General features: G+C 68.9%; 13 protein-coding genes and 2 pseudogenes. 1 reads left to right on the top strand and 14 read right to left on the bottom strand.

From position 1 onward, the window contains the following. Positions 1-88: 88 nt before the first annotated feature. The 3 genes and pseudogenes from AC07DC_RS28380 to AC07DC_RS28370 all read right to left on the bottom strand — a co-directional run. Positions 89-1,552, bottom strand: a pseudogene (locus AC07DC_RS28380) (glycoside hydrolase family 10 protein); the annotation flags it as partial. Positions 1,553-1,738: 186 nt separating this feature from the next. Beyond that, on the bottom strand, positions 1,739-3,235 hold the full coding sequence (locus tag AC07DC_RS28375) for an arabinofuranosidase catalytic domain-containing protein (protein ID WP_478917321.1): 1,497 nt from the start codon (positions 3,233-3,235) through the stop codon (positions 1,739-1,741). A gap of 593 nt (positions 3,236-3,828) precedes the next feature. Next, positions 3,829-5,193 carry a ricin-type beta-trefoil lectin domain protein gene (locus tag AC07DC_RS28370; protein WP_478917320.1) on the bottom strand — a complete coding sequence of 455 codons (1,365 nt, stop codon included), beginning with the start codon at positions 5,191-5,193 and terminating at the stop codon, positions 3,829-3,831. Between the two features lie 837 nt (positions 5,194-6,030). Between AC07DC_RS28370 and AC07DC_RS28365 the strand changes: the two genes are divergently transcribed. Then, positions 6,031-6,123, top strand: coding sequence for an RICIN domain-containing protein (locus AC07DC_RS28365; RefSeq protein ID WP_478917431.1), 93 nt, complete (start codon positions 6,031-6,033; stop codon positions 6,121-6,123). A gap of 80 nt (positions 6,124-6,203) precedes the next feature. Here the strand turns inward: AC07DC_RS28365 and AC07DC_RS28360 are convergent, their stop codons facing one another. The 11 genes and pseudogenes from AC07DC_RS28360 to AC07DC_RS28310 all read right to left on the bottom strand — a co-directional run bounded on the left by AC07DC_RS28360 (position 6,204) and on the right by AC07DC_RS28310 (position 20,974). Then, positions 6,204-6,983: a hypothetical protein gene (locus tag AC07DC_RS28360; RefSeq protein WP_478917319.1), complete on the bottom strand. Its 780-nt coding sequence runs from the start codon at positions 6,981-6,983 to the stop codon at positions 6,204-6,206. Then, complete coding sequence (locus AC07DC_RS28355; protein WP_478917318.1) at positions 6,980-7,507, bottom strand: SigE family RNA polymerase sigma factor; 528 nt, start codon at positions 7,505-7,507, stop codon at positions 6,980-6,982. Before AC07DC_RS28355 ends, AC07DC_RS28360 begins: the two co-directional genes overlap by 4 nt. A gap of 122 nt (positions 7,508-7,629) precedes the next feature. After that, complete coding sequence (locus AC07DC_RS28350; protein ID WP_478917317.1) at positions 7,630-10,161, bottom strand: RICIN domain-containing protein; 2,532 nt, start codon at positions 10,159-10,161, stop codon at positions 7,630-7,632. Positions 10,162-10,764: 603 nt separating this feature from the next. Further along, positions 10,765-13,833 (bottom strand): RICIN domain-containing protein, encoded by a 3,069-nt coding sequence (locus AC07DC_RS28345; RefSeq protein WP_478917316.1) that lies wholly within the window; start codon positions 13,831-13,833, stop codon positions 10,765-10,767. A 166-nt stretch (positions 13,834-13,999) separates the two neighbouring features. Then, a pseudogene (locus AC07DC_RS28340) lies at positions 14,000-14,394 on the bottom strand (aldo/keto reductase); the annotation flags it as partial. A 220-nt stretch (positions 14,395-14,614) separates the two neighbouring features. Further along, a complete protein-coding gene (locus AC07DC_RS28335) occupies positions 14,615-14,953 on the bottom strand; it encodes an L-rhamnose mutarotase (protein WP_478917315.1) in 339 nt (112 codons plus the stop codon). Then, positions 14,950-15,807 (bottom strand): amidohydrolase family protein, encoded by an 858-nt coding sequence (locus AC07DC_RS28330; protein ID WP_478917314.1) that lies wholly within the window; start codon positions 15,805-15,807, stop codon positions 14,950-14,952. Before AC07DC_RS28330 ends, AC07DC_RS28335 begins: the two co-directional genes overlap by 4 nt. Continuing rightward, positions 15,804-17,777, bottom strand: coding sequence for a DUF8034 domain-containing protein (locus AC07DC_RS28325; RefSeq protein WP_478917313.1), 1,974 nt, complete (start codon positions 17,775-17,777; stop codon positions 15,804-15,806). Before AC07DC_RS28325 ends, AC07DC_RS28330 begins: the two co-directional genes overlap by 4 nt. 71 nt (positions 17,778-17,848) lie before the next feature. Further along, on the bottom strand, positions 17,849-18,763 hold the full coding sequence (locus AC07DC_RS28320; RefSeq protein ID WP_478917312.1) for a carbohydrate ABC transporter permease: 915 nt from the start codon (positions 18,761-18,763) through the stop codon (positions 17,849-17,851). Beyond that, positions 18,753-19,646, bottom strand: a complete 894-nt coding sequence (locus AC07DC_RS28315) for a carbohydrate ABC transporter permease (RefSeq protein ID WP_478917430.1) — start codon at positions 19,644-19,646, stop codon at positions 18,753-18,755. Before AC07DC_RS28315 ends, AC07DC_RS28320 begins: the two co-directional genes overlap by 11 nt. 17 nt (positions 19,647-19,663) lie before the next feature. After that, positions 19,664-20,974 carry an ABC transporter substrate-binding protein gene (locus AC07DC_RS28310; RefSeq protein ID WP_478917429.1) on the bottom strand — a complete coding sequence of 437 codons (1,311 nt, stop codon included), beginning with the start codon at positions 20,972-20,974 and terminating at the stop codon, positions 19,664-19,666. Positions 20,975-21,589: the final 615 nt, after the last annotated feature.

The raw sequence follows: 21,589 nt of genomic DNA, 5'->3' as shown, positions 1-21,589 counted from the left end.
TCTGGACGGTGCGGGACGGGGCCCGCACTCGCGGACCGGGAGGTCGCGGCGGGAGTGTCCAGTCAGCAGCCCTGGGCCGGTCAGGTCAGCGGAAGGTCCAGTGCTGATTGCTGCCGCCGTTGGAGTCCCAGACCTGGACCTGGGCGCCGTTGGCGGTCTGCCCGCTCGGGGTCTCCAGCGCGCGGCCGGAGGCGACGTTGACCAGTGTGTACGAGCCGTCGCCGTTCCGGGTGGCGCGCCAGTGCTGGTTGGCGCCGCCGTTCGCGTCCCACACCTCGATGCGGGTGCCGTTGGCGGTCTGGCCGCCCGGCTCGTCCAGTACCCGGCCGCTGGCGATGTTGGTCAGGGTGTAGGTGCCGTCACCGTTCAGGGTCGCCCGCCACTGCTGGTTGGTGCCGTTCCAGGAATCCCAGACCTGCAGGAAGGTGCCGTTGGCGGTCTGGCCGCCCGGCTCGTCCAGGGCCCGGCCGCCGGCGGTGTTGAGCAGGCTGTAGACCGTGCCGGAGACGATCCCTCCTGTCCCGCCGCCGGTGCTGCCGCCGAGGGCGGTGAGTACGGAGCCGTAGGCGGCTTTGGGGTTGCCGTTGCGGTCGAACAGCAGGGGGTTGTCGCCGCTGCGCCAGGAGTCGCTGTCACGGATGCCCCACACCGTGATGCCGTTGCAGCGGGAGACGTTCATGCACGCGGTGACGGTGTTGGCGTAGGCGTTGGCGGGTGCCTGGGCGATGTCCAGTTCGGTGATCTGGACGTCCACGCCGAGCGCGGCGAAGTTGGACAGGGTGGTCTGGTAGCTGGCCGGCGGGCCGCCGGTGCCGAAGTGGCTCTGGAAGCCGACGCAGTCGATGGGCACGCCGCGGGACTTGAAGTCCTTGACCATCGCGTAGACGCCCTGGGTCTTGGCGTCGGTCCAGTTCTCGATGTTGTAGTCGTTGTAGCAGAGCTTGGCGGCGGAGTCGACGGACCGGGCGGTGCGGAACGCCTCCTCGATGAAGCCGTTGCCCAGAACGTTGTGGAACACCGAACTGCGCTGCTGCGAGGATCCGTCGGCGAAAGCCTCGTTGACGACATCCCAGGCGTAGATCTTGCCCTTGTAGTGGTTCATCTCGGTGGTGATGTGGTTGTTCATCACGCCGCGCAGGGTGGTCGGGTCGGTGATGGAGCTGACCCAGTTGGGCAGTTGTGAGTGCCACACCAGGGTGTGGCCGCGCATCCGCTGGCCGTGCGCTGCGGCGTGGCTGACGATCTGGTCGGCCGGGCCGAAGTTGAAGTTGCCGCGGGATGGTTCGGTGGTGTCCCACTTCATCTCGTTCTCCGGGGTGATCATGTTGAATTCCCGGTCGAGAATGGTGGAGTAGGTCGAGTCACCGAGCTTGCCGGCAGCCACCGCTGTACCGAAGTACCGGCCGCTGCCTGCTGCTGCCGAGCCCAGTGTGCTCGCCCCGGCGGCATGTGCCGTGAGACTCGCCGTCACGGCCAGCACCGTAGCGGCGGTCAGACCGGTGGCTGCTGCCAGCGCTCTGCGGCGCCGGGGCTGTTCTTTGCGCGCGAACATGGAAGATCGCTCTCCTCGTGTGGGGGGTGTTTCGGTACTGGTCAGCGGGGGTGACCTGAGCGTCGTGCGAGCGCGCCATGAACCGATCTGGCGCTGGTCGTGGGGGCGGGGACTGGTCGGACCAGTGGCGCGCGATCTGGCCCCGTGGCCGGTGTGCACCGGCCACGGGGGTGGGACAGAGGTGGGTCAGTTGAGGTTCCACTGTTGGTTGGATGCGCCGCTGCAGGTCCACAGTTGGACCGGAGCGCCCTGGGCGGTGGATGCTCCGGTGACGTCCAGGCACAGGCCGGACTGGACTCCGGTGACGGTGCCGTTGGCATTGAGGTTCCACTGCTGGTTGGCCCCGCCGTTGCACGGCCAGGTCACCACCTTGGTGCCGGAGGTGGTCTGCTTGTTGAAGGCGTCCAGGCAGAGGGTGGTACCGGACATGGTCGCCGTCAGCTGCCCGGCCGCGGTATGGGTCCACACCTGGTTGGCCCCGCCCCAGCAGCCCCATATCTGCAGCTGCGTACCGGCCGTGGTCGACGCGTTCGGCACGTCCAGGCACTGGCCCGCACCCACCGCGTGCAGCTCACCCGTGCTCGTCCCGCCGGAGGAGGCGGTGGTGTAGCCGGCGGAGGTGATGTTGGCCTGTACGGCGTTCTCGGTGGCGTCCGACGGGTAGCCGGAGGTCATCACGCCCTCGTAGAAGGTGCCGGCGGCACCCTTGCTGTTGTCGCCGCCGATGCCGAGGATGATGGCGCCCTGCTTCTTCATCGGGTTGTAGCCGGCGACGTTGGGGCGCTGGCCGTTGTAGAAGGTCGAGAGGCTGCCGGACTGGGCGTTGCCTCCGCGGATGGCCCAGTGGTTGGGCTCACCCTTGACGATCGCGGTGGTGAACCGGTTACTGATCGTCGGGTCGTTGGGGTTGTTGCCGGCATTCACCCCGGAGAACAGGCCGTTCTCGAGGTCGGCCATGATCCAGGGGCCGTTGCCGCTGCCGGAGCCCCAGACCCTGATGTTGCCGAAGTAGATGGCTTCCATGGTGCCGTTGCCGTCGTCGTTGCTGTCCGTCTCGGCGTTGCCGTAGTCGAAGCAGCAGCCGCCGTTGTAGTGGGTGCCGTCGAAGATGGCGTACATGCCCTCGGGGTTGTCGCCGGTGGCGATGCCGTTGGTGTGGTTGTTGCGGTAGCCGGTGCCCGGGGCGACGTAGACGCCGTAGGCCTTGTGGCCGGCGACGGTGATCGGCGCGGCGGTGGCGCTCGCGAGGTTGTCCGGGCCGCCCGCCGCTCCGCCCCCAGGCGCCTGGGTGAGATGGTTGTTCCGGCCGGACTGGTCGTAGATGACCGTGATCAGGCATGTCGTGTTCGCGCAGAACGAGTCCTGTGCGGAGGCGTCGACGTACCCGCCGGCTCCGAGCAGGCCGATGTCCCGCGTGGTGTTGTCCGACGCGCGCCGAACCTGGTACAGCGAGCCGTTGTACGCGGAGTACAGCGCGCGGGTGGTGCTGTGCGCGGCCACGCAGGGCGTACCGCCGGAGGCGTACAGATCGCAGGGCAGCGAACCGGCCGCCAGCGAGGTTTGCGTCCCACCGACCAGGACGCCGGCAACGAGCGCGACAACCGCGCCCACGGACAGCGTCCAACGGCGAAGGCGCCGAAATATGGGGGGCGTTAGAGGTCTGAACACGAGTGCTCCTGCCATGTGTCGGGGACCGGGCATACAACCCGGCCTCTGGTTGAAGCCGGCCGCAGATCAGCGCGGAGCTGCCTACGGCACATCGGGAGGCCGGCCTTATGCGAGGACCCACTGCTGGGTATCGCTGCCGTTACAGGTCACAGCTCAGCCAGAGCTCCGCACCTGCTCGCACCCACTGCGGGCAGGTGCGGAGCCCAGTGAGAGTTAGCGCTAACAATTTTGCGCAGCCTGAGATGCCTGCATTCCGCCGTGAGGCCTCCTGACTGCTGCTCACTCATGGTCTACCGACCTCCGGGCCAGTCGTGGGGGGATGCTCCCGGTGCGGCGGAGCGCGGGCCCCTCGCTTTGTGTTGCAGGGTTCCCGGAGCCGTGCGGCAGGATGTCGCCGGGTGATCGATCCCATGACTCGTGCGGTCACGATATTTGTACCGCCCGGCATGTGACGAGGGAGGCGGATTGAGATAGGAACAGCGACGCACATCTTCCACATCCATCCCATGTCCTCGCGCGGATCTCCTTCGGCCCCGCTGCCGCAGCCCGTTCCCGGGTGGACATCGCCCAGGGGCCGAGCACGAGGGTGCTCGGCCCCGAAGCGCGGTTCAGTTCTGCAGGTGCCAGTATTGGTTGGCTCCACCCGTGCAGTTCCAGAGCTGGATTTTTGTGCCGTTGCTGGTATTGGTGGCGCTGGCGTCGAGGCACAGTCCGGACTGCACTCCGGTGATCGTGCCGTTGGGGTTGACGTTCCACTGCTGGTTGGTCTGCCCGTTGCAGTCCCAGATCACCGTCGCAGTTCCGTTGCCGGTCCCCTGGCCGGAAGCATCGAGGCACTTGTTGCCGTAGATCATGAGCCGTTTGTCGGCGGTGTACGTCCACCGCTGATTGACGCCGCCGTTGCAGTCCCACAGTTGGGCTTGGGTGCCGTTGACCGTGGTGGAGTTGTTGATGTCGATGCAGCGGCTCGACTGCTGGCCCACGATCTCCTGGCTACCGGTCGGCGGGTTGGTCGGTGGCGGGCTGGTGGGCGGCGGTGTGGAGTCGAACTGTGTGAAGAACTTCCACACCTCGCCCGAGGTCCAGGTGTGCCAACCGTCCCCGGTGGAGCCGTCGATGGGACCGGGATCGTGACCTGCCCCGTCGAACGCGGCCCAGACGACCGGATAGCCGGGCTTGCACCCGGAGTAGGCGGTGATGATGTGGGTCAGGCTGCCGTACGCGGGCTCGGGCGGGGTCTGTGAGGTGCAGCCGTTGTTCCTGGCGAACGTGTCGCGTAGCGCCCGTCCCGAGGAGATGGGCAGGACGTTGTCCCGGATGCCGTGCAGCCCCATGTACGCGACGGGCCCGGTACCGGGGCTGCAGCCGCTGAGGTTCGCGCCCGAGTAGACCGCCACCGCGCGGAAGACCGTCGGACGCGCACAGGCCAGTGCGTACGTCATCGAACCGCCGTAGCTGAAACCGCCGGAGAACACCTGCGTGGTGTCGACACACAGACCCGCTTCGAGCTGTCGGATCATGTCGTCGACGAACGTCACGTCCTGGCCACCGGAGTTGGCCCAGCCGTTGCTGATGCCCTGGGGCGCGACGAAGATCGTGCCGTTGTTGGCGTTGTCGGCCAGCCGCCTGAGTCCGTAGTAGGACCAGTTGTATCCATCGGTTCCGCCCGAGTCGACATCGTTGGCGGTGCCGCCCACCCAGTGGAATCCGAAGATCAGCCGGTAGGGGTGGTTGTTGTCGTAGCCGGCGGGAACCCGCAGGATGTAACTGCGGTTCTGCCCGCTGCTCTGGATCGTATGGGTGCCGCTCGTCAGCGTCGGGGCCTTGCCACATCCGACGGTTGCCACGGCAGGGCCGACCTGTGCTGGGGAAGCACTGGTGCCGAGGCTGCTGCTCAGCGCGGTGCCGGCAGCGGCCAGGACGAGAAGAGCCGCGATCACCAATGGCAGGAATAGGGATTTGTTGCGCCTCATGTACTCCTCCTTCTTTGCGAGGTGGAGAATGGCAGTTGGCCGCACTCGTGTGCCGGTCGACTGGATGAGCAACTTCGGGTGAGGGTTTGCCCGCGATATCGACTCGGTTCGCCGGATGCCTCGCCCCAGTGGACCTGCGGAGAGCCCGCATCAGGGTCTCCTGAGGGCTCATGAGCGAGGGCCTGGGATGTCCGGGCGCCGTCGAACGTGCGGCTGCCGTCAGTCGGCTCGGGGTAGATGAGTAATACTCATAAGTTGACGGATTGGCCCTTTGGGGCTCCGCCCATGGAGCCGCAGGAGCCAGTCGCCAACCCGGTCGGCGCCGACGGTACTCCGCCATCACCGCCATCTCACAGGGGGCTGTCGTTCACGCATCTGCGCTGGTGAGAACGTATGGGAGGGCCTGTTCCTTGCTTCACGGAGACACTCCTTGACAAGGGGAACATGACGGCCGATGTGAGGTTAGCGCTCACATTCACGAGTGGGGGAGGGCGGGACTGCGAAGTGGCACCGAAACACTCCGACGGGTCCGCCCGAATTAGACTGGCACAATATTCCGTCCACCCTCAAGAGGTGTGCATGACACTTCGCGGATTGGCGTGCATCCTCCGGTTAACGCCCTAAACCCGTGATTCCCCAGCGCCCGGAAGACCTCACGAGACCCGGCTCCACCGGTTCGCGAATCGATTCGCGTCACCAGTCTTGACAGCACGATGGAGTGGGTGCACGTTCTGTATCCGCGGAATCCCCTTGCGTCTGTCCAGTCGCGGACGGAGACCCGCGGCCGGGAAAAGTGAGCGCTAACAGCACCGGTCAGTACCTCGACACCCCACGTGCCTGGACGCCTTCGGCGCCAGTACCGCGAACGGCACGAAGATCGACCTCTGGACCTGCAACGGCGGCTCCAACCAGCAGTGGAAGCTGAACTGACCGGTCCGCCTCGACCGAGCCGCACCTCATCGTGGGCGCCCATCGCTCCCCGCGCGGAACGCGTGCGGATTCGGCCGGCCTCAGCGCGAACCCGTCGGCGCGAACCTTCCCCAGACCGCGAGGGAGCCACCGGTGGCCTTGGCGTTGGCGCGATAGCTGTCGTTTGTCGCGTCCCGCCCGCCGGTGGCGTGATTGTACTGGCCGGCGAATACGTGCTCGCCGGCCGGTACCGTGCGGCCCGGCTTGAGGATCCAGCGGTAGACCAGGGCACCACCCTCCTGCCGCACGGTGACGGTGAAGTCGTCTGCGGGCCGGGTCTGCCAGCTACCGGTGCTCTGCGGCTTGCCGGCCTGCGCGATCCGCAGTTCGACGGTGAGCGCGGTGAGGGGCTGAGTGGTCTTGAGGGTGAGGTCGCTCTGCGCCCAGTAGACGCTGCTGTGCGGGTCGATGGAGCCGTCCGACCGGAGGGGCCCGTCCTGAGCCTGTGTGCCGGTGAGCGGGCCTTGGCTCGCTTGCGACGGACGGCCGGACCCGGTCGGGGGCGAGGTGCGGGTGGGCTGAGCGGATGGCGTACCGCTGGAACTCGCCGTCGGGGACGGGCTGGTGGAGGTGTGCGCGGTCTGCGGCCGGGACGGGGGAGTGCGGACGATGGCGGCGACGGCGAAACCACCGGTCGCCACGATGCCGGCCGCGGCAAGGCAGGCGATCGCCACCCTGCGCCATGATCTGGCGGTGGTCGGCGCGCGGTGTTGTGCCTCGCCGGCTGCCGTGCCGCGCTCCACGCGGGCCAGCATCCGGGCGCGGTCGGGTTGGTGGGCCTCGGCGGCTTCGCGCAGCCGCCGGGTGATCTGCTCGTTCAACGGCTCCGCCCCTCCGTCAGCTCGCCGGCCGCGCGTGCGCCCAGTATCCGTTCCAGTTCGGCCATCCCCTTCGAGGTCTGGCTCTTCACCGTACCGACCGATATGCCGAGCGCCAGCGCGGTGTCCTTCTCCGACAGGTCGAAGGCGTGCCGCAGGACCACACACGCCCGTTTGCGGAACGGCAGTCGGGCCAGGGCCGCACGCACATCCACCACGGCGGCCACGTCCGGGTCTTCCATCCGCTGCGGCCGGTGGGACCAGAACATCGCCAGCCGGTGGCGCTCGCGAACCGCGCTGCGGGTCCGTGCCCGCACCAGGTGGGCCACCACTCCGCGGGCGTAGGCGAGCGGGTGATCGGCTCGCTTGAACCGGTCCCAGTGCTGCCACAAGGCGATCAGGGCGTCCGCGGCCAGATCGTCGGCCGCGTCCGCCTCGCCGGTCAGCAGGTGGGCGAGGCGGGCGAGTTCGGCGTAGTGGCCTGCGAAGAACTCGTGGAACTCCGCGGACGCGTCATTGAGGAACATGCGCCTCGGTGCTCTCTCCTTGGAATGTGCGCGCTCGCATGAGACTCGGCGGCGTACCTGTGGCGCGCTTGCCCGCAGTGGGTGGGCGGCGAGGACCGCCGCCCGCCCACTGCGAACAGCGGTCACGACGGGTCGCCGTACAGCACGCCGCGTCCGTTGGTGCCCAGGTAGACCCGGCCGAAGACGGCGGGGTCACCGGTGATCACACCGGTACCGCCGATCCCGCCGAACTGGTGCTGGTCGTCGTTGATCCGGACCCAGGTGTTTCCGGCGTCGGTGGAACGGAAGACGCCGGTCACTCCCTTCACCGTGCCGATGAGATAGAGGGCCTGGTAACCGGCGCCGGGGGCCGCCTTGCCGAAACCGAGCGCGTCGGCCCGCTGGACGCCGCCCAGTCGGCTGAAGTGTGCCCCGCCGTCGGTGGAGCGCAGCAGCCCGCCATCGGCGGCGGCGATCCACAGGTCCCCGGCGATCCCCGGCGTCGCCTTGAGGCGTCCGCCGCCCGGGACTGAGGCCCGGGCGGTGAAGCTCCGGGCGCCGTCGGTGCTGGCGTAGAGCGTGCCGCCGCTGAGCGCGTAGAAGGTGTTCGCCGCCTTGCGGTCGGCCACCACGGTCGTGTCCCTGGGCAGCCCGGAAGCCGCCGTCCAGGTCGCACCGTGGTCCGTGGAGCGGTACGGCACGTGGCCCGACGCCGTCCACACCACGGTGGCGCCGTCGGCGGACACCGCCGTCGTGCCGCCGCCGGCGTCGCTCACCGGGACCCCGGCGAACGGCTTCCAGGTGGCACCGCGATCGGTGGAGTAGGCGCCGTGCTGCTCCCCGCCGAGACCGACCCGCACCACCAACTCCGGCCTGGCCTCGGCGAAGTCGATGCCGGTGGTGTTGGTGAACCGCGGTCCCGACAGCGGCCCGGCCGGCACCTTGTCCACATCCTCGTGCCGGAAGCCGCTGACATCGCCGAGCGCGCTGATCAGCCCGGAGCCGGGCGGCACCACCAGGCCGAGGACCGCCGTCTCCTCCAGCCCCTTGGCCGGCACGGTCCAGTGCGTTGAGCGGCCGCCGTCCGCCGCGGTCACGTCCTTGCTGCCCCACAGACCGGCCCCGGTGCCGTACAGCACGTGCCCCGAATCGAACGGGTCGAGGGCCAATGCGCCCATCCAGTGGCCGATGCCCTTGCCGACGTACGGTGCGCCGGAGTCGTCCCGGACGGAGGAGGCGCCCAGCGCCTTCCAGGTGGCGCCGCCGTCGGTGGAGCGGTACAGCTCGTCGGAGGGCCACCAGCGGTCCAGCGTGCTGACCATCACCGTGGACGGGTTGCGCGCGTCGACGGCCAGCCCGGCGAAGCCGAAACTGCCGGAGGACGGCGAGATGTCCTTCCAGGCCCCGGTCGACGGCGTGTACTTCCACACCGAACCGCCCGTCACGCCGTTCGGCCCCGGGGCGTTGGTGTAGGTCAGGTACAGCGAGCCATCGCCGGCCAGCACACCGTGCTGCGGCAGTTGCCCGGTGGGCCGGCCGGGTACGGCGTGCCAGGTGGCGCCGCCGTCGGTGGAGCGGTACAGCGACGTGGTCCTGTCGGCGACGCCGACGTATATCGTCCGGCTGCCGGCCGGGCCGAAGGTCACGAAGGAGACCCCTACCCCGCTGCTCGCGCCGTCCCGGACCGGGAAGCTCGAGACCTGACTCCACGTCACCCCGTAGTCCGTGCTGCGCCACAGGCCGTTTTTGCGGGTGCCCAGGTAGAGGGTGCTGTGGTCGGCGGGGTCGATCATCAGCCGCTCACCCATGGACCGGCCGTCCTCGTTGCCGCCCAGCTTGAACGGCAGATCGGTGCGCTGGAACGTCCTGCCCTGGTCGGTGGAGCGCAGGATCGCCCCGTTGCCCGCCCAGCTGTTGGTGTAGGTACCGGCGGCGACGTAGAGGCGGTTCGGGTCGACCGGGTCGGTCGCCAGGCTCTCGATGCCCAGCAGGTTCCAGTCGCCGGCCCCCAGCCAGTCGGTCAGCGGGATCCACCGGGCGCCTGCCGCGTTCCAGCGGTACGCGCCGCCCATGTCGGTCCGGGCGTACAGCAGGTCCTTGCGGGCCGGGTTGAAGACCAGCCCGGTGACGAAGCCGCCGCCCGCGATCTGGACGTTGTGCCACGCGTACCCGCCCGTGGCGGCCACCTTCACCAGTTTCCACTGCTGATTGCTGCTGCCCCGGTCCTGGTACTGCACGAGCGGCACGCCGTCGGCGCTGGAGCCGCCGTACAGGTCCAGCACCAGGCCACTGGCGCGGGAGATGAACTTCACCGCCGTGCCGCCGGCATCGGCCATCTTCCACTGCTGGGCGGCGGTGCCGGCGTCGGACTGCTGCTCGGCCGGGGCCGCCGACCTGGTGGAGGCACCCCGGACACCGAGGACCTTTCCGCTGTTGCGGTTGACCAGTTCGTAGTAGTCGTCGCCCATCGGCTTCAGCTGCCACTGCTGGCTCAGCGCATCGCCTGCGGGGCCTTCCTGCTGGATCCCGGTGCCGGCCGTCGTGTCCGCTCCGACCACGCCCAGCGCCTTGCCGCTGCGCACGGACACCACCTGGTAGTAGGCGGTGGCGTCCACGGTCGTGGCCTGCGAATCGGTCTGCACGAACAGCAGGTAGGGCCCCAGAACCGCGGGCACGCCCAGCAGCAGGCCGGTCGCCGTCCAGCGCCGGCGGTGGCGTCCACGCTTGCGCGGCTCGGCACCGCTGGGGCGGCGGCGGTGCCCGCTGGGCTCTGTCTCGTTGATGGCGCTACTCCTTGCGTCGGCCGTACGACACGCACGCGGGCCTGGAGGGGGCGGTACGGCCCTCCCCGGGCCCGGCTGCGCCGCATGCGGCGGTCGGGGCTCGGTGGACGGGGCGATCGGGGTGATCGCCTCCGGGTCCTGCCCGTCAGTTGCCGCCGCTCGCCGAAAGGTTGCCGCCCTGCCGAAAACTCCCGCCGCGGCGGTCATGGGGCTGGCGCCACGCCCCGTCGGCTGCCGATTACGTCAGTCCAGCGGGTGCGGCGGAGCGATCCGGATCACTGATATCTACGGCGAACGACTGGACGTCAGCGGGATCGCACTGTCGCCGGACGTCGTGCAGCCCGCCCGGGTCCAGTTCGTCCGGAACTGAGCGGTCCGGTTCCCCTGACTGCGCTCACTGCCCAGCCGCTGAGGTGCCCTCGGCCGGGAGCGTCGGCCGAGGGCACCTGGTGCATCCGCGCCTTCAGGCAGCGGGTGCTTCGGGTGAGGTGTGGATCACGCCGGGGTCAACTGCCATTGCTGATTGGCGCCGCCGTTGACGGTCCACTGGTCCACTGTGGCGCCGTCCGCGGCGCTCTGCCCGTACACGTCGGCCGCCAGTCCGCTCACGCGGCTGACGATGGTGAAGTAGCCGTCGCCGGTCGGGCGCAGGAGCCATTGCTGGTTGCTGCCGCCGTTGGCGGTCCATTGCTGTAGTTGCAGCCCGACGGTGCTGCTGCCGGCGTTGACGTCGAGCAGCTTGCCGGTGGCCGAGTAGCTCAGCGTGTAGGCGTTTCCGGTGCTGGAGGTGAACTTCCAGGAGGCGGTGCCGGACTGCTGTACGGCACCCGCGCCGTCGGCGCTGGAATTGCCGGAGATGGCGAGGGGTTTGCCGCTGTTGCGGTTGATGATGCGGTAGGTGGTGCCGCTGGCCGGCTGGCCGGCGATTTCGAACCTGTCGATGGTCGCGTAGTTGTGCGCGGATTTCGGGTTCTGCGTTCCGGTCGTCCGCACGTGGATGGTGTGCGATCCGGATGCCAGCGCGGGGCTGGTCCATAGGGCAACGTCGCTCGCCCGGGACGCGGCGTATTCATCGATCAGCGTCTCGGGACCGTTGTCGATGGAGACACCCACGATTCCGTGGTTGGGGGCGGTGACCCCGTGAAGGGTGATCCCCGTTCCGATGAACCGCAGGGTCGCTGTGGCACCGCTGGTGTCGCTGTAGGAGTTGGTGCCCTTGTAGGTGCCCGCTTCACCGCTCGTGTGACCCCAGGAGCCGGCGTAGCTCACCGTGGAGTCGGCGTCGTCCACCGAGCTGGTGGACGCGGCCAGGGTCAGGTACTCGGCGGAGTCGGTGAAGATCGTGGTTCCGGCCTGCTGGGTGGAGAGCGTCAGATACACCCTGGAGCCGCTGGACGGTGCGGTGAAGGCGATCGTCCGGGCCTGGCGCGATCCGAGGGGAACGGTCAGGTTGGCGCTGCCGGATGCGATGACCGCACCGTCCGGTGCGTCGAGCCTGGCGGTCCAGGTGAAGGTGACGGACGGGTCGGTGAAGGTGTCGTTGAAGACTGTGATGTCGCGGCTGATCGCGGCGCCGTAGGCGTAGTTGTCAACGGCGCCGGGAAGGGGGAAGTCGCCATTGGCGTTCGAGAGGCCGGATGCCGACCAGTAGGGCAGGTCGATCGCGGCAGCCGGGTTGAAGCCGGCCTGGATGCGCTGGATCTGCGGGTTGCTCCACGGGTCGGTCAGGTTGTCCGCACCGTAGACCGGATGACCGCCTTCCTCGGGGACGAAGTCGGTGGTCCGGGTGCCGGGCACGACACCGGTCCAGCCGGACAGCAGGGTGTAGGGGCGCAGGTCACTGGCGTCCTTGCCCCGCTTGGCGGCTGTCTCGGTGGCGAACCACTCGAAGCCCTGCTTGGTGTTGCACGCCGGCCAGATGAACTCGCCCTCACCGTCGGGCCGGCCGGCCACGGGCGTGACGCGCTCACCATACGTGCCCAGGCCGTCGAGATAGTGCGGGAAGACGGCGAAGTTGGCGTACGTCATGGCGGGGTACGCGCCGGTCGACGCACCGGGGCCCTGATCGACACTGACCGGCCGGGTGCCGTCGTTGCCGTTCATCGCCGCGTACAGGTCTTTTTCGAACTGCTCGGAGTCGAGGCCGCTGAGGTCCGGTTCGTTGCTCTGGCTCCAGCGGATGATCGCGGGGTGGTTGCGGTCGCGCAGGGTGAGCGCCCGGGCGTGGTCGACCATGTTGTCGTGTCCGGTGACGAAGTCCTGACCGCCGTTGGAGCCGCGGATAGCGGTCTCGTCGATGATCATCAGGCCCATCTCGTCGGCCACGTCGAGCATGTACGGACTGGCCGGCTCCTGATGGATGCGCACCACGTTGTAGTTCAGGTGCTGGTAGTTGTCGACCGCCTGCGGCCAGCCGCCGTTGCCCGAGGACGGAGGGAGGAAGCCGGGCAGGGTGTCGTAGGCGTCGCCCTTGCCGTTGTTGTTGATCCGGTCGAAGTCCGCGCCCTGCAGGTCGTCGCCGCGGAAGTTCACCCGCACGCCGTTGAGGTAGTAGTACTCGCCGTTCTGGGTGGACTCCCGGAACCCGAACCGGTACGCGGAGTCGCTGGTGTGCCCGTCGTCGGTCGCCACGTGCACCGACAACTGGTGGAGCTGGGCCCGGTACCCCGGCCGGTAGGGCACGTTGGGCCACCAGTACGAGCCGGTGCCCAGATTCCAGGCGATCGGCCCGACCGTGACCTTGGCCGTCGAGTGCGCGCCCACCGTGACGGTTCGTGCCGGCACCGCCGGGTAGGTGAACGAGGCGCCGGAGGAGGAGGCCAGTGAGCCGTTCAGGGTCACCGACCGGCTGCTTGCGGAGGTGTTGGTCACCGACACGTCGTAGGTCAGGGTCTTGTCGGACACCGACGTCCGCGCGAATGTGTCACTGACGTACACCGCCGGATACACCCGCAGGAACGCCGAACGGAAGAGCCCCTGGGGTACCGCCTCGGACCACTCAGCCGCGTCGGGAACCAGATACTTTCCGTTCGACGGGTTTTTCAGCGCGCCCCGGCCCTTCACATCGACCGTGATGGTGTGCGTGGTACCCGGTGCGGCGTACGCACTGATGTCGAAGTTCGTGGGCGTGAACGCCGTCGTCTGCGTGGCCACCACCCGGCCGTCCACCGACAGCGTCGCCTGGTGGTTCACCGCACCGAACTCGATCCAGGCCGACTGAGGCTGCCCCGAGTCCGGCACGGTGATACTGCGCGAGTACACCGCCTCGCTCACATCGGTGAACCCCTGCTTGTACCAGCCACCGCCCGGCACGGTAATCGACGTCGCCGCTCGACCCGCCGGGGTGAAGCCCCACGTCCCGGACAGATCGACGCTGGTGAGCGCCCCATTGCCGGCAGCCGGGGTATCGACCGTGGGCGCGGCCGCGACCACCGCGTCTGCCCGGGAATGCTGCTGGACGGCCATGGCCGGATGCCCTGCCGCCAGGACAGCCAGGGCCGACACGACGGCGACCGACCACCGCGTCGAACGCCGACCGCGTAGCGGGTGCGTGCGTATTTTCATGGACGATCCTTCCAAGAGGCGGGCAGGACAACAGCCCGCCTGTGACATGCGGAGCCCGGAAGACAGTTGAAGCGTTAGCGTTAACAATCTATGGCTGAGTCAGCCGAACGAGAGGACTGCCGAAGGGGTTTCAGGGAGAGACGCTGCATCTCACGCGGCGGGTCTGTCAAGGCCCCGTCATCCGGCCCGGTACGTCGGACCTGAGCAGGTTCTGGTCGCGGAGGTCCTGCCAGAGCTCATCGGGTGCCGGGCGCTACCGGAGTTCGATGTTGCCGGTTGACCTGTTCGGCGGTCCGCAAGCCGAGCGTGACGCTGACGACGCTCGGATGGGTGTGGGGGAAGGCGATGGCGGCGGCGGGCAAGGGTGGTGCCGTGGCGTTCGCAGACGTCGGCGATGGCGTGTGCGCGGGCGATGATGCCGGCAGGGGCGTCCTGGTAGTCGTACTTCGAGCCGGGGGCGGGGCGATCCCGCGACAACAGGCCGGAGTTGATGACGCCGACTGCCACGACGCTCTTGCCGAGTTCCTCGGCGGCCGGCAGGACATCGTCCAGCGCGCCCTCGCCGAGTTCGGCGATCCGGCCGGACATCTCATGGCCGATGACGGCGGGTGGGCCGACGCGACTGTCCATGTCGCCGTGGAAGATACGCAGGTCGGTGCCGAAGATGCCGGATTAGGCGACCTCGATGCGGACGTAACCGGCGGGGGCGCGACCACGACGGCCGACTCGACGAGCAGGGTGCGGTCGCCGGTGTAGGCGACCTGCCGCAGGGGGTCGGTTGTCATGCGGGATCCTTGTCCTCAAGGTGCCAGATCTCGGCCAGGTCCGACCAGTTGCCGCCGGTGCCGGCGTCGGGCCACGGCTCCTGGCAGGGATCGGTCAGCTGCCACCAGGCCTGGGTGTCCGGGTCGGCGGCGATCCGGGCCATGTCGGCCTCGAAGTCGTCACCGTGGTACTCGAAGTAGCCGACCAGCGTGTCCTCGCGAAGGAAGATGCTGTAGTTGCGCACGTTCGCTGCGCGCAGGGCGGCTTCGACGCCCGGCCAGACCGCGCGGTGAAGCCGCAGGTACTCCTCACGGTGCTCGGGTCGCAGCCGGATGGTCTGGGCGAGGCGTCTCACACGGATTCCTTTCGAGGCAGGGCGGGTTCGATGCGGTAGACGCGGGCTGCGTTGCCGTACAGCACCGCGTCGACGGCCTGCGGCGGCAGCCCGGCGAGCGCGGTGCGGACGAGGTCCAGCCAGGGCCCGTACCGCGTGGCCAGGGTCATCACCGGCCAGTCGCTGCCGAACAGGCACCGTTCGAATCCGAAGGCGTCGAGTGCCTCGCGCAGACAGGACAGCAACAGCGGCGGGGCGGCTCCGGGGGTGGCCTCGGTGGCCAGTCCGGACAGCTTGCAGACCACGTTGGGCCGGCGGGCCAGGCTGCGGACGGTGCTGCGCCAGGCCCGGTCCTCGGGGCCGCCGCAGGACGGCTTGCCCAGGTGGTCCAGGACGAGCGTGATCTGCGGGACGGCAGCGGCCAGTTCGTCCAGCTCGGGCACCTGGTGGGCCCGGACGCAGGCGTCGAAGGGCAGTCCGGCGTCCGCGAGGAGCTGGAGGCCGGTGCGGAAGTCCTGGCCGGTGGTGAAGCCCGGGGGTTCGTCCTGGAGGTTGCGGCGCACGCCGACGACGAAGGGGTCGTCGGCGTACCGGCGGATCAGGGCGCCGACGCGGGGCCCGTCCTCGACCGGGGCGTGCGCGACCGCGCCGCGGATCCAGGGATGCAGGCGTGCTTCCCGCCGGATCCACTCGATCTCGGCGCCTGCGTCCTGCGGCCGCCGCCCAGCTTCGACGAAGATCGCCTCGGTCCCGTCGGGCAGTTCCTTCGCCGCGTCCTGCGGGGTGAAGGAGCGGTTCAGGGGCGTCCCGCTGAGCCAGGGATAGCTGAGCCGGTCGGGGTCCCAGCAGTGGAGGTGCGCGTCCAGGATTCTCATGACGCCCCTCCGTCCGCGGTGCCGAAGGGTGTGCGGTAGGACGGGGTACGGGTGCGCAGGGTGAGGTCCAGCGTCAGGCGGATCCTGGTGGACGCGGGCAGTTCGACGGTGAGCCAGGCGCCGTCGACGGCCGCGACGGCTTCCGAGACGACCGGTTGGCGGTGCCCGTAGTCGTACAGGTCACCGATCCAGGCGGAGTCCTCGCAGCGGGTGTACCGGACCGTCCTGATGGTGTGTTCGGCGCAGGCGCCCGCCTGGACGACGACCGTGCGCGGGGCCTGCGGATCCAGGTTGATCAGTTCGAGGGTGGTCGCGGCGGGGTCGATGTCGGTGACCAGCGCGGCCACCGACGGGGGCAGGCCGGGACGGCGGGCGCGGGCGTCGTAGTAGCGCACCCGGGCCTGCTGGAGTCCGCCGTTGTAGACGACCTGCGGGCCGCCCCAGGTGAGGTGGACCAGGGCTTCGGTGACCACGGGGTTGGACTGCTGCCACAGGTGGATGTCCTCCTCGGGCACATCCCAGTCGCGGTAGCGCTCCATACGGGCGAGGCGGTGGCGGATCTGCGCCTGGGCGGCGGCCAGGATTCGTTCCGGGTAGTCGGGGTTGTCGCCGGCCAGGAACGCGAACCAGGGTTCCTCGTGGCCGGCCTCCTCCTTGGTGCGGAAGGCGCGGACCGTACGCCAGTCGTAGCCGCTGGCCTCGCGCAGCCGTTGCAGACGCTGCCGGTCGGCGTCCCCGGCGTCGGCGGCGCTGTGGTGCCACAGGGCGGTGGGGACGGCGGTCAGCGGCGGGTTGAAGTCGAACCATCCCCGGTCGCTGTGTCGGAACGGGACGTGCAGGGTGGGGGTGTCGGCGTCCTCGGCGAGCTGGGCGCTCCACCGGGAGCGCAGACTGGAGTCTGACTCGGCGAAGGTCATGGTCCTGCCGTGGCCGATGACGGTGTCCAGGGCGGGGCGGACCATGTCGAGGAAGCCGTCGTCGCCGGTGGCGGCCACCGCGGCCAGCGCCGCCACGAGGGCGGCCTGGCCGACGCTGTACCAGCCATGGGGCCAGGACCAGCCGTAGTGCCCGCCGTACCAGCGTCCCTCCAGCTGGCTGCCGACGGCGCCGTCGGTGCCCACGTTGTCCGGGATGATTCCGTCGTTGGCCGCCGCGCGGTCCCGCCAGGCGCCGACGTACTCGATGATCCAGGCGCGGTAGCGCTCCTGACCGGACAGGATCCAGGCGTTGAGGACCAGGCCGGCCGCTGCGAGGTTGACGGCGGTGTCGCCGCTGCCGATGCGATGGCGCATCTGGTCGCCGAGGCGCGGGTCCTGCGAGAGTTCGGGCTCGGGGGCACCGGGCGGGACCATCCAGTCGAGCGGGAAGCCGTACATTCGCGCTTCGCCCGGCAACCACGGATAGGACCCGGTGTCGGAGAGCCCCTCCCGCTGGGGGTCGCTGCCGTTGTGCGGGCGCCGGATGATGTGGTGCTCGGGATCGTAGTTGCCTTGGGCCGGATCGACGTAGAGCTCGGCGAAGCGCAGCGCGCGTCCGGTCCAGCGCTCGGGCGCGGCCATCGACAGGAAGTACAGCAGCAGCAGGGCCTCGCCCTGGTGGAACCAGTCGTAGCCGCGCTCGAACTCGTTGTGCAGCATGTCCAGTTCGGCCAGCTGTGCGGTGACGCCTTCCCAGTGGTGCTCGGCTGCCGCGAGCAGATCGTCGGCGCCGCCCAGCAGATAGAGCTGCGGCCAGTTGAAGAACACCTCGTAGAAGTCGTCGCCGCCGTCGCGCGAGCTCAGCCGGCCGCTGTACTTCAGGCGGCCGTCCTCGCCGGTGAACTCCTTCGCGAATCGGCGCCAGGCGTGGTCGAGCAGGTCGAACAGTTCGCGCTGCGCGATGGCCCACCCTGGCGGTCCGAGCAGCGGGACCGAGGCGGTGACGCCGGGAACCGGCGCCGACGGCGCCGGTTCGGTGGGGTTGAGGGCCATGCGGGGGTCTCCTTCGGGGCGCTGCGGCGGTAGGTGGCTCGCATGCCGGCCGGACGATGCGGCGGTGCGGCTCAGGACTTGGTGGATCCCGCGAGCATCCCGGCGATCAGGAAGCGCTGCGAGAACAGGAACACCACCAGCACCGGAGTGATCGCGAGCAGGGTGGCGAGTGCCAGCTGGGGCCGCTCGATCGCGAGAGAGCCGACCGTCGGATTGAACGAGGGGACGCTGTTGAGGAGCGTGCCCAGGCCGACCTGCACCGGCATCTGGTCGCTCTCGGGGAGCATGACGTAGGGCAGGAAGTAGTTGGTCCAGTTGGCGACGAAGCTGAAGAAGCCGACGAGCGCCACGACCGGGGCCGCGAGCGGCAGGGCGACGTGCCGGAAGACCCCGAACTCCGTGCAGCCGTCGATCCGGGCCGCGTCCAGCAGGTCCTTGGGCACGGCGGTGGTGAAGTAGATGTAGGTCAGGTAGACGCCGAAGGGGTAGAACGCGTACGGCAGGACGATCGACCACATGGATCCGATCAGGTGGACGGCGTTGATCTCCAGGAACAGCGGCACGACCAAGGTGGCGTTCGGCATCAGCATCACGATGAGCGTGGCCACCAGCAGGGTGCGCCGGCCGCGGAACTCGGTCATCGCCATCGCGTACCCGGCGGGCACGGCCACGCACAGGGTGATGACCAGGGCGACGCCGGAGTAGAGCGCGGAGTTGCGCAGCCACAGCATCAGCGCGTCGTCCTGGAAGCCGGTCAGCGCGTGCCAGTTGGCGCGCAGCGCGTGGAACGACCCGAAGGAGAGCGGATTGCCGTGCACCAGTTGCTGATCCGTCTTGGTGGCGGCCAGCACCAGCCACAGCACCGGAAGGACGAAGAACACCAGCGACAGGCCGAACACCACGGCGGTGAGCAGCCGGGGGACGGGCCGCCGGACCGCTCGCCGCCTCCGCTGGGCTGGAGCGTGCGCTGGGGTGTCAGTCTGCATCGAAGAATCCCGACCGTGCGACGAAGGCGGTGGCGACGATGAGTCCGACGAGCAGGAGCTCGACGGAGACCGCGGCGGCGCCGTTGATGTTGTTCATCTGGAAGGCGAAGTCGTACGAGAGCTGGTTGGGCGAGTAGTCCCGGCCGGCCACGCCGACGCTGGCCTGGGAGAGCAGTTGCGGCTCGACGAACAGCTGGGTGCCTCCCGCGAAGGCCAGGATCACCATGTAGACGATCCACTTGCGCAGCAGCGGCACCTGTATGTGCCAGGCGGTGTGCCAGGGGCCCGCGCCGTCGATCCGGGCGGCCTCCAGCACCTCGACCGGGATGTTGTTCAGCGCCCCGTGCATCACCACGATCCAGCCGCCCGCGCCGGTCCAGAACGCGATGAGCGCGAACAGCAGCGGCAGATGGCCCGGCGCGATGACCGCGCCGAAGGTGTCGAAGCCCATCTGGCGCAGCAGGAAACTGACCGGGCTCACCGTGGGGTCGAGCATGAACAGCCAGACCATCACGCTCGCCGCGCCCGCCAGCGCTCCGGGTATGTAGAAGAGGAACCGCAGGGCTCTGCTGACCCCGTGCGACGCCAACCGGTGCAGCAGCAGCGACAGCGCGACGACCAGGATCACGAGCAGGGCGAGCCAGAACACCAGGTACAGGGCGATGTGCCCGACGGCCGGCAGGAAGCGGAAGTCGTCCGCGTTGGTGACGAAGTTGCCGAATCCGGTGAAGGCGCCGTCGGCGGTGGTGAAGGCGAAATAGATGGCGTAGCCGGTCGGCACGATCCCGAAGGCGGCCAGCAGGATCACATAGCCGGCGACGAAGAGGTAAGTGGTCGGGCTGCGCCGGGGCGCGCGGGCGGCGCGCCCCCCGGTGGATCCCACCGCGGGGGTGCCGGCGGTCACTTCGAGACCTTGTATCCGTCGCTCTGGGCGTAGTTGACGACCGCGCTCTGCCAGGCGGGGAGCATGGAGACGATGGTCTTGCCGTCCGTCAGGCCGGGCTTGACGGTGGCCGCCCAAATAGCCTCCTGGCTGAACTGGCCGGAGCCCCATCCGGGCCAGACCTGCGTCGAGGCGGTCTGGAGGGGCTTGGTGATGTCGTTGGCGTAGTAGCCGCCGGCCTTCTGGGCGGCCAGCCAGGTGGCGGCGGCCGGGGCGTATGCGGGGTAGCCGGGGGCGGTCTTGCCCTGGTAGTCGTTGGAGGTGGTGACCCAGGTCAGGAAGTCCGTGGCGGCCTTGAGGTGGGCGGAGTGCGCGGACAGCAGCCAGGTTCCGCCGCCCACGTTGCCGGTGGACGGGGCCGATTCACCCTGCCACTGGAGGGCCGGGGCAGCGGCGATCTGACCCGCGGGGACCTTGAAGGTGCCCTTGAACAGGGCACCGCCGTACCAGGCCGGTCCGGGCATCAGCAGCACCTTGTCGGCCTGGTTCTTGCCGAAGTCCGTGCTGAAGACACCACTGGTCGACATGGACTTGTTCTGGATGAGGCCGTCCATGAGCTGGGCCATCTTGGTGCACTCGGCGCTGGTGGTGTTCACCGTGACCGCCTTGGGGCCGGTGATCTGGTTGGCGCCGCACTTGCTCGCCCACAGATAGATCTCCGGGGTGAAGGAGTCGCCGGCGTCGCCCACCAGGTAGCCGGGGTGCTCGGCGGCGACCTTCGCGCCCAGGGCCGCGTACTGCTCCCAGGTCGTCGGCACCTGGTAACCGAACTTGTCCAGCAGGGTCTTGTTGTACCAGAGAACGCCTTGGGAGAGGTCGTTGCGCAGGCAGTAGAGCGTGCCGTTGACGGTGCACACGTCGTTGGCGCCCTTGGCGAAGTTGCCGAGGGTCGTGGTGGGGACCAGACCCTTGTCGAGCGGGGCGGTGAAGCCCGCGTCGACCGCCCAGGTGACCTCGTTGTTCTGCGAGCTGAACACCACGTCGGGCCAGCCCTTGCCGGTGCGGTTGAACAGCTGGACCTTGGTCTGGAGGTAGTTGGACCCGTTGGCGTCACCGTCGAAGGTGACGATGTCCATCTTCACGCCGGGGTTCTGCTTCTGGTACAGCTTCGCCGCTTCCAGCCGGGTCGAGTCGACCCAGATGGTCAGCGTGCCGGCGCTGTCCTGGGCGGTCTGCTTGAAGCCGTCCTTCGTGGTGGTCGCGCCGCCGGTGCTGCCGCTGGTGCAGGCCGAGGCGGTCACCAGGGCCACCACGGCGCAGGAGGCCATCAGGGCGCCGCGTGCACGGCGGCCGCGTGGTCTCGGTGTGCAGCCACGTGTGCCGATTGTTTCGATCATGTGGTTTCTCCACTCCGTTGTGGTGCCCGTCCCGTCCACGCAGGAGGGCAACAGATGAGGGGGCAGCCGAGAATGAGTCATACACATGAGTTCATCCGGCGCCAACAGGCCGACTGCGGCGGGGCGGGCCTTTTGGCACGTAATCTAGCTCTCGGCAGCCGGACCGGGTCAAGGCCATGTGCACACTTATTTTTGCGGACGATGTGGATATCGGGGCCATATAAGTCTGATACATGCAACGGCCTGCGGCCGGCCGACCGGATGCCGACTGAGAGTGAGCCGGCCACGCGGCTGAGGGCCGGCCGGACGGTGGGCGGGGGGAGCGTGCATCGCGGCGACTCCTGGGTGGTGGGGCCGATGGCATGGGCACGAGGCAGGGAACGGCCTGGACGGCAGTAACAGGAGTCCTGGAGTCCAATAAATAGGAGACATCAAGGGCCGGTTCGCGAGCAACTACCGTGTATCTAGGCCTGCACGGCGCTGCTTCGTCAAGAAGTGTGCAGGCTTATTCTCGCGGCTCTTGCTCTCCTGCTGAGGTCGGAGGGA

It is taken from the genome of Streptomyces sp. NPDC045021 (assembly GCF_056432645.1).
The sequence above is the reverse complement of the archived record's forward strand: the minus strand, read 5'-3'. Positions and strand labels throughout refer to the sequence as shown.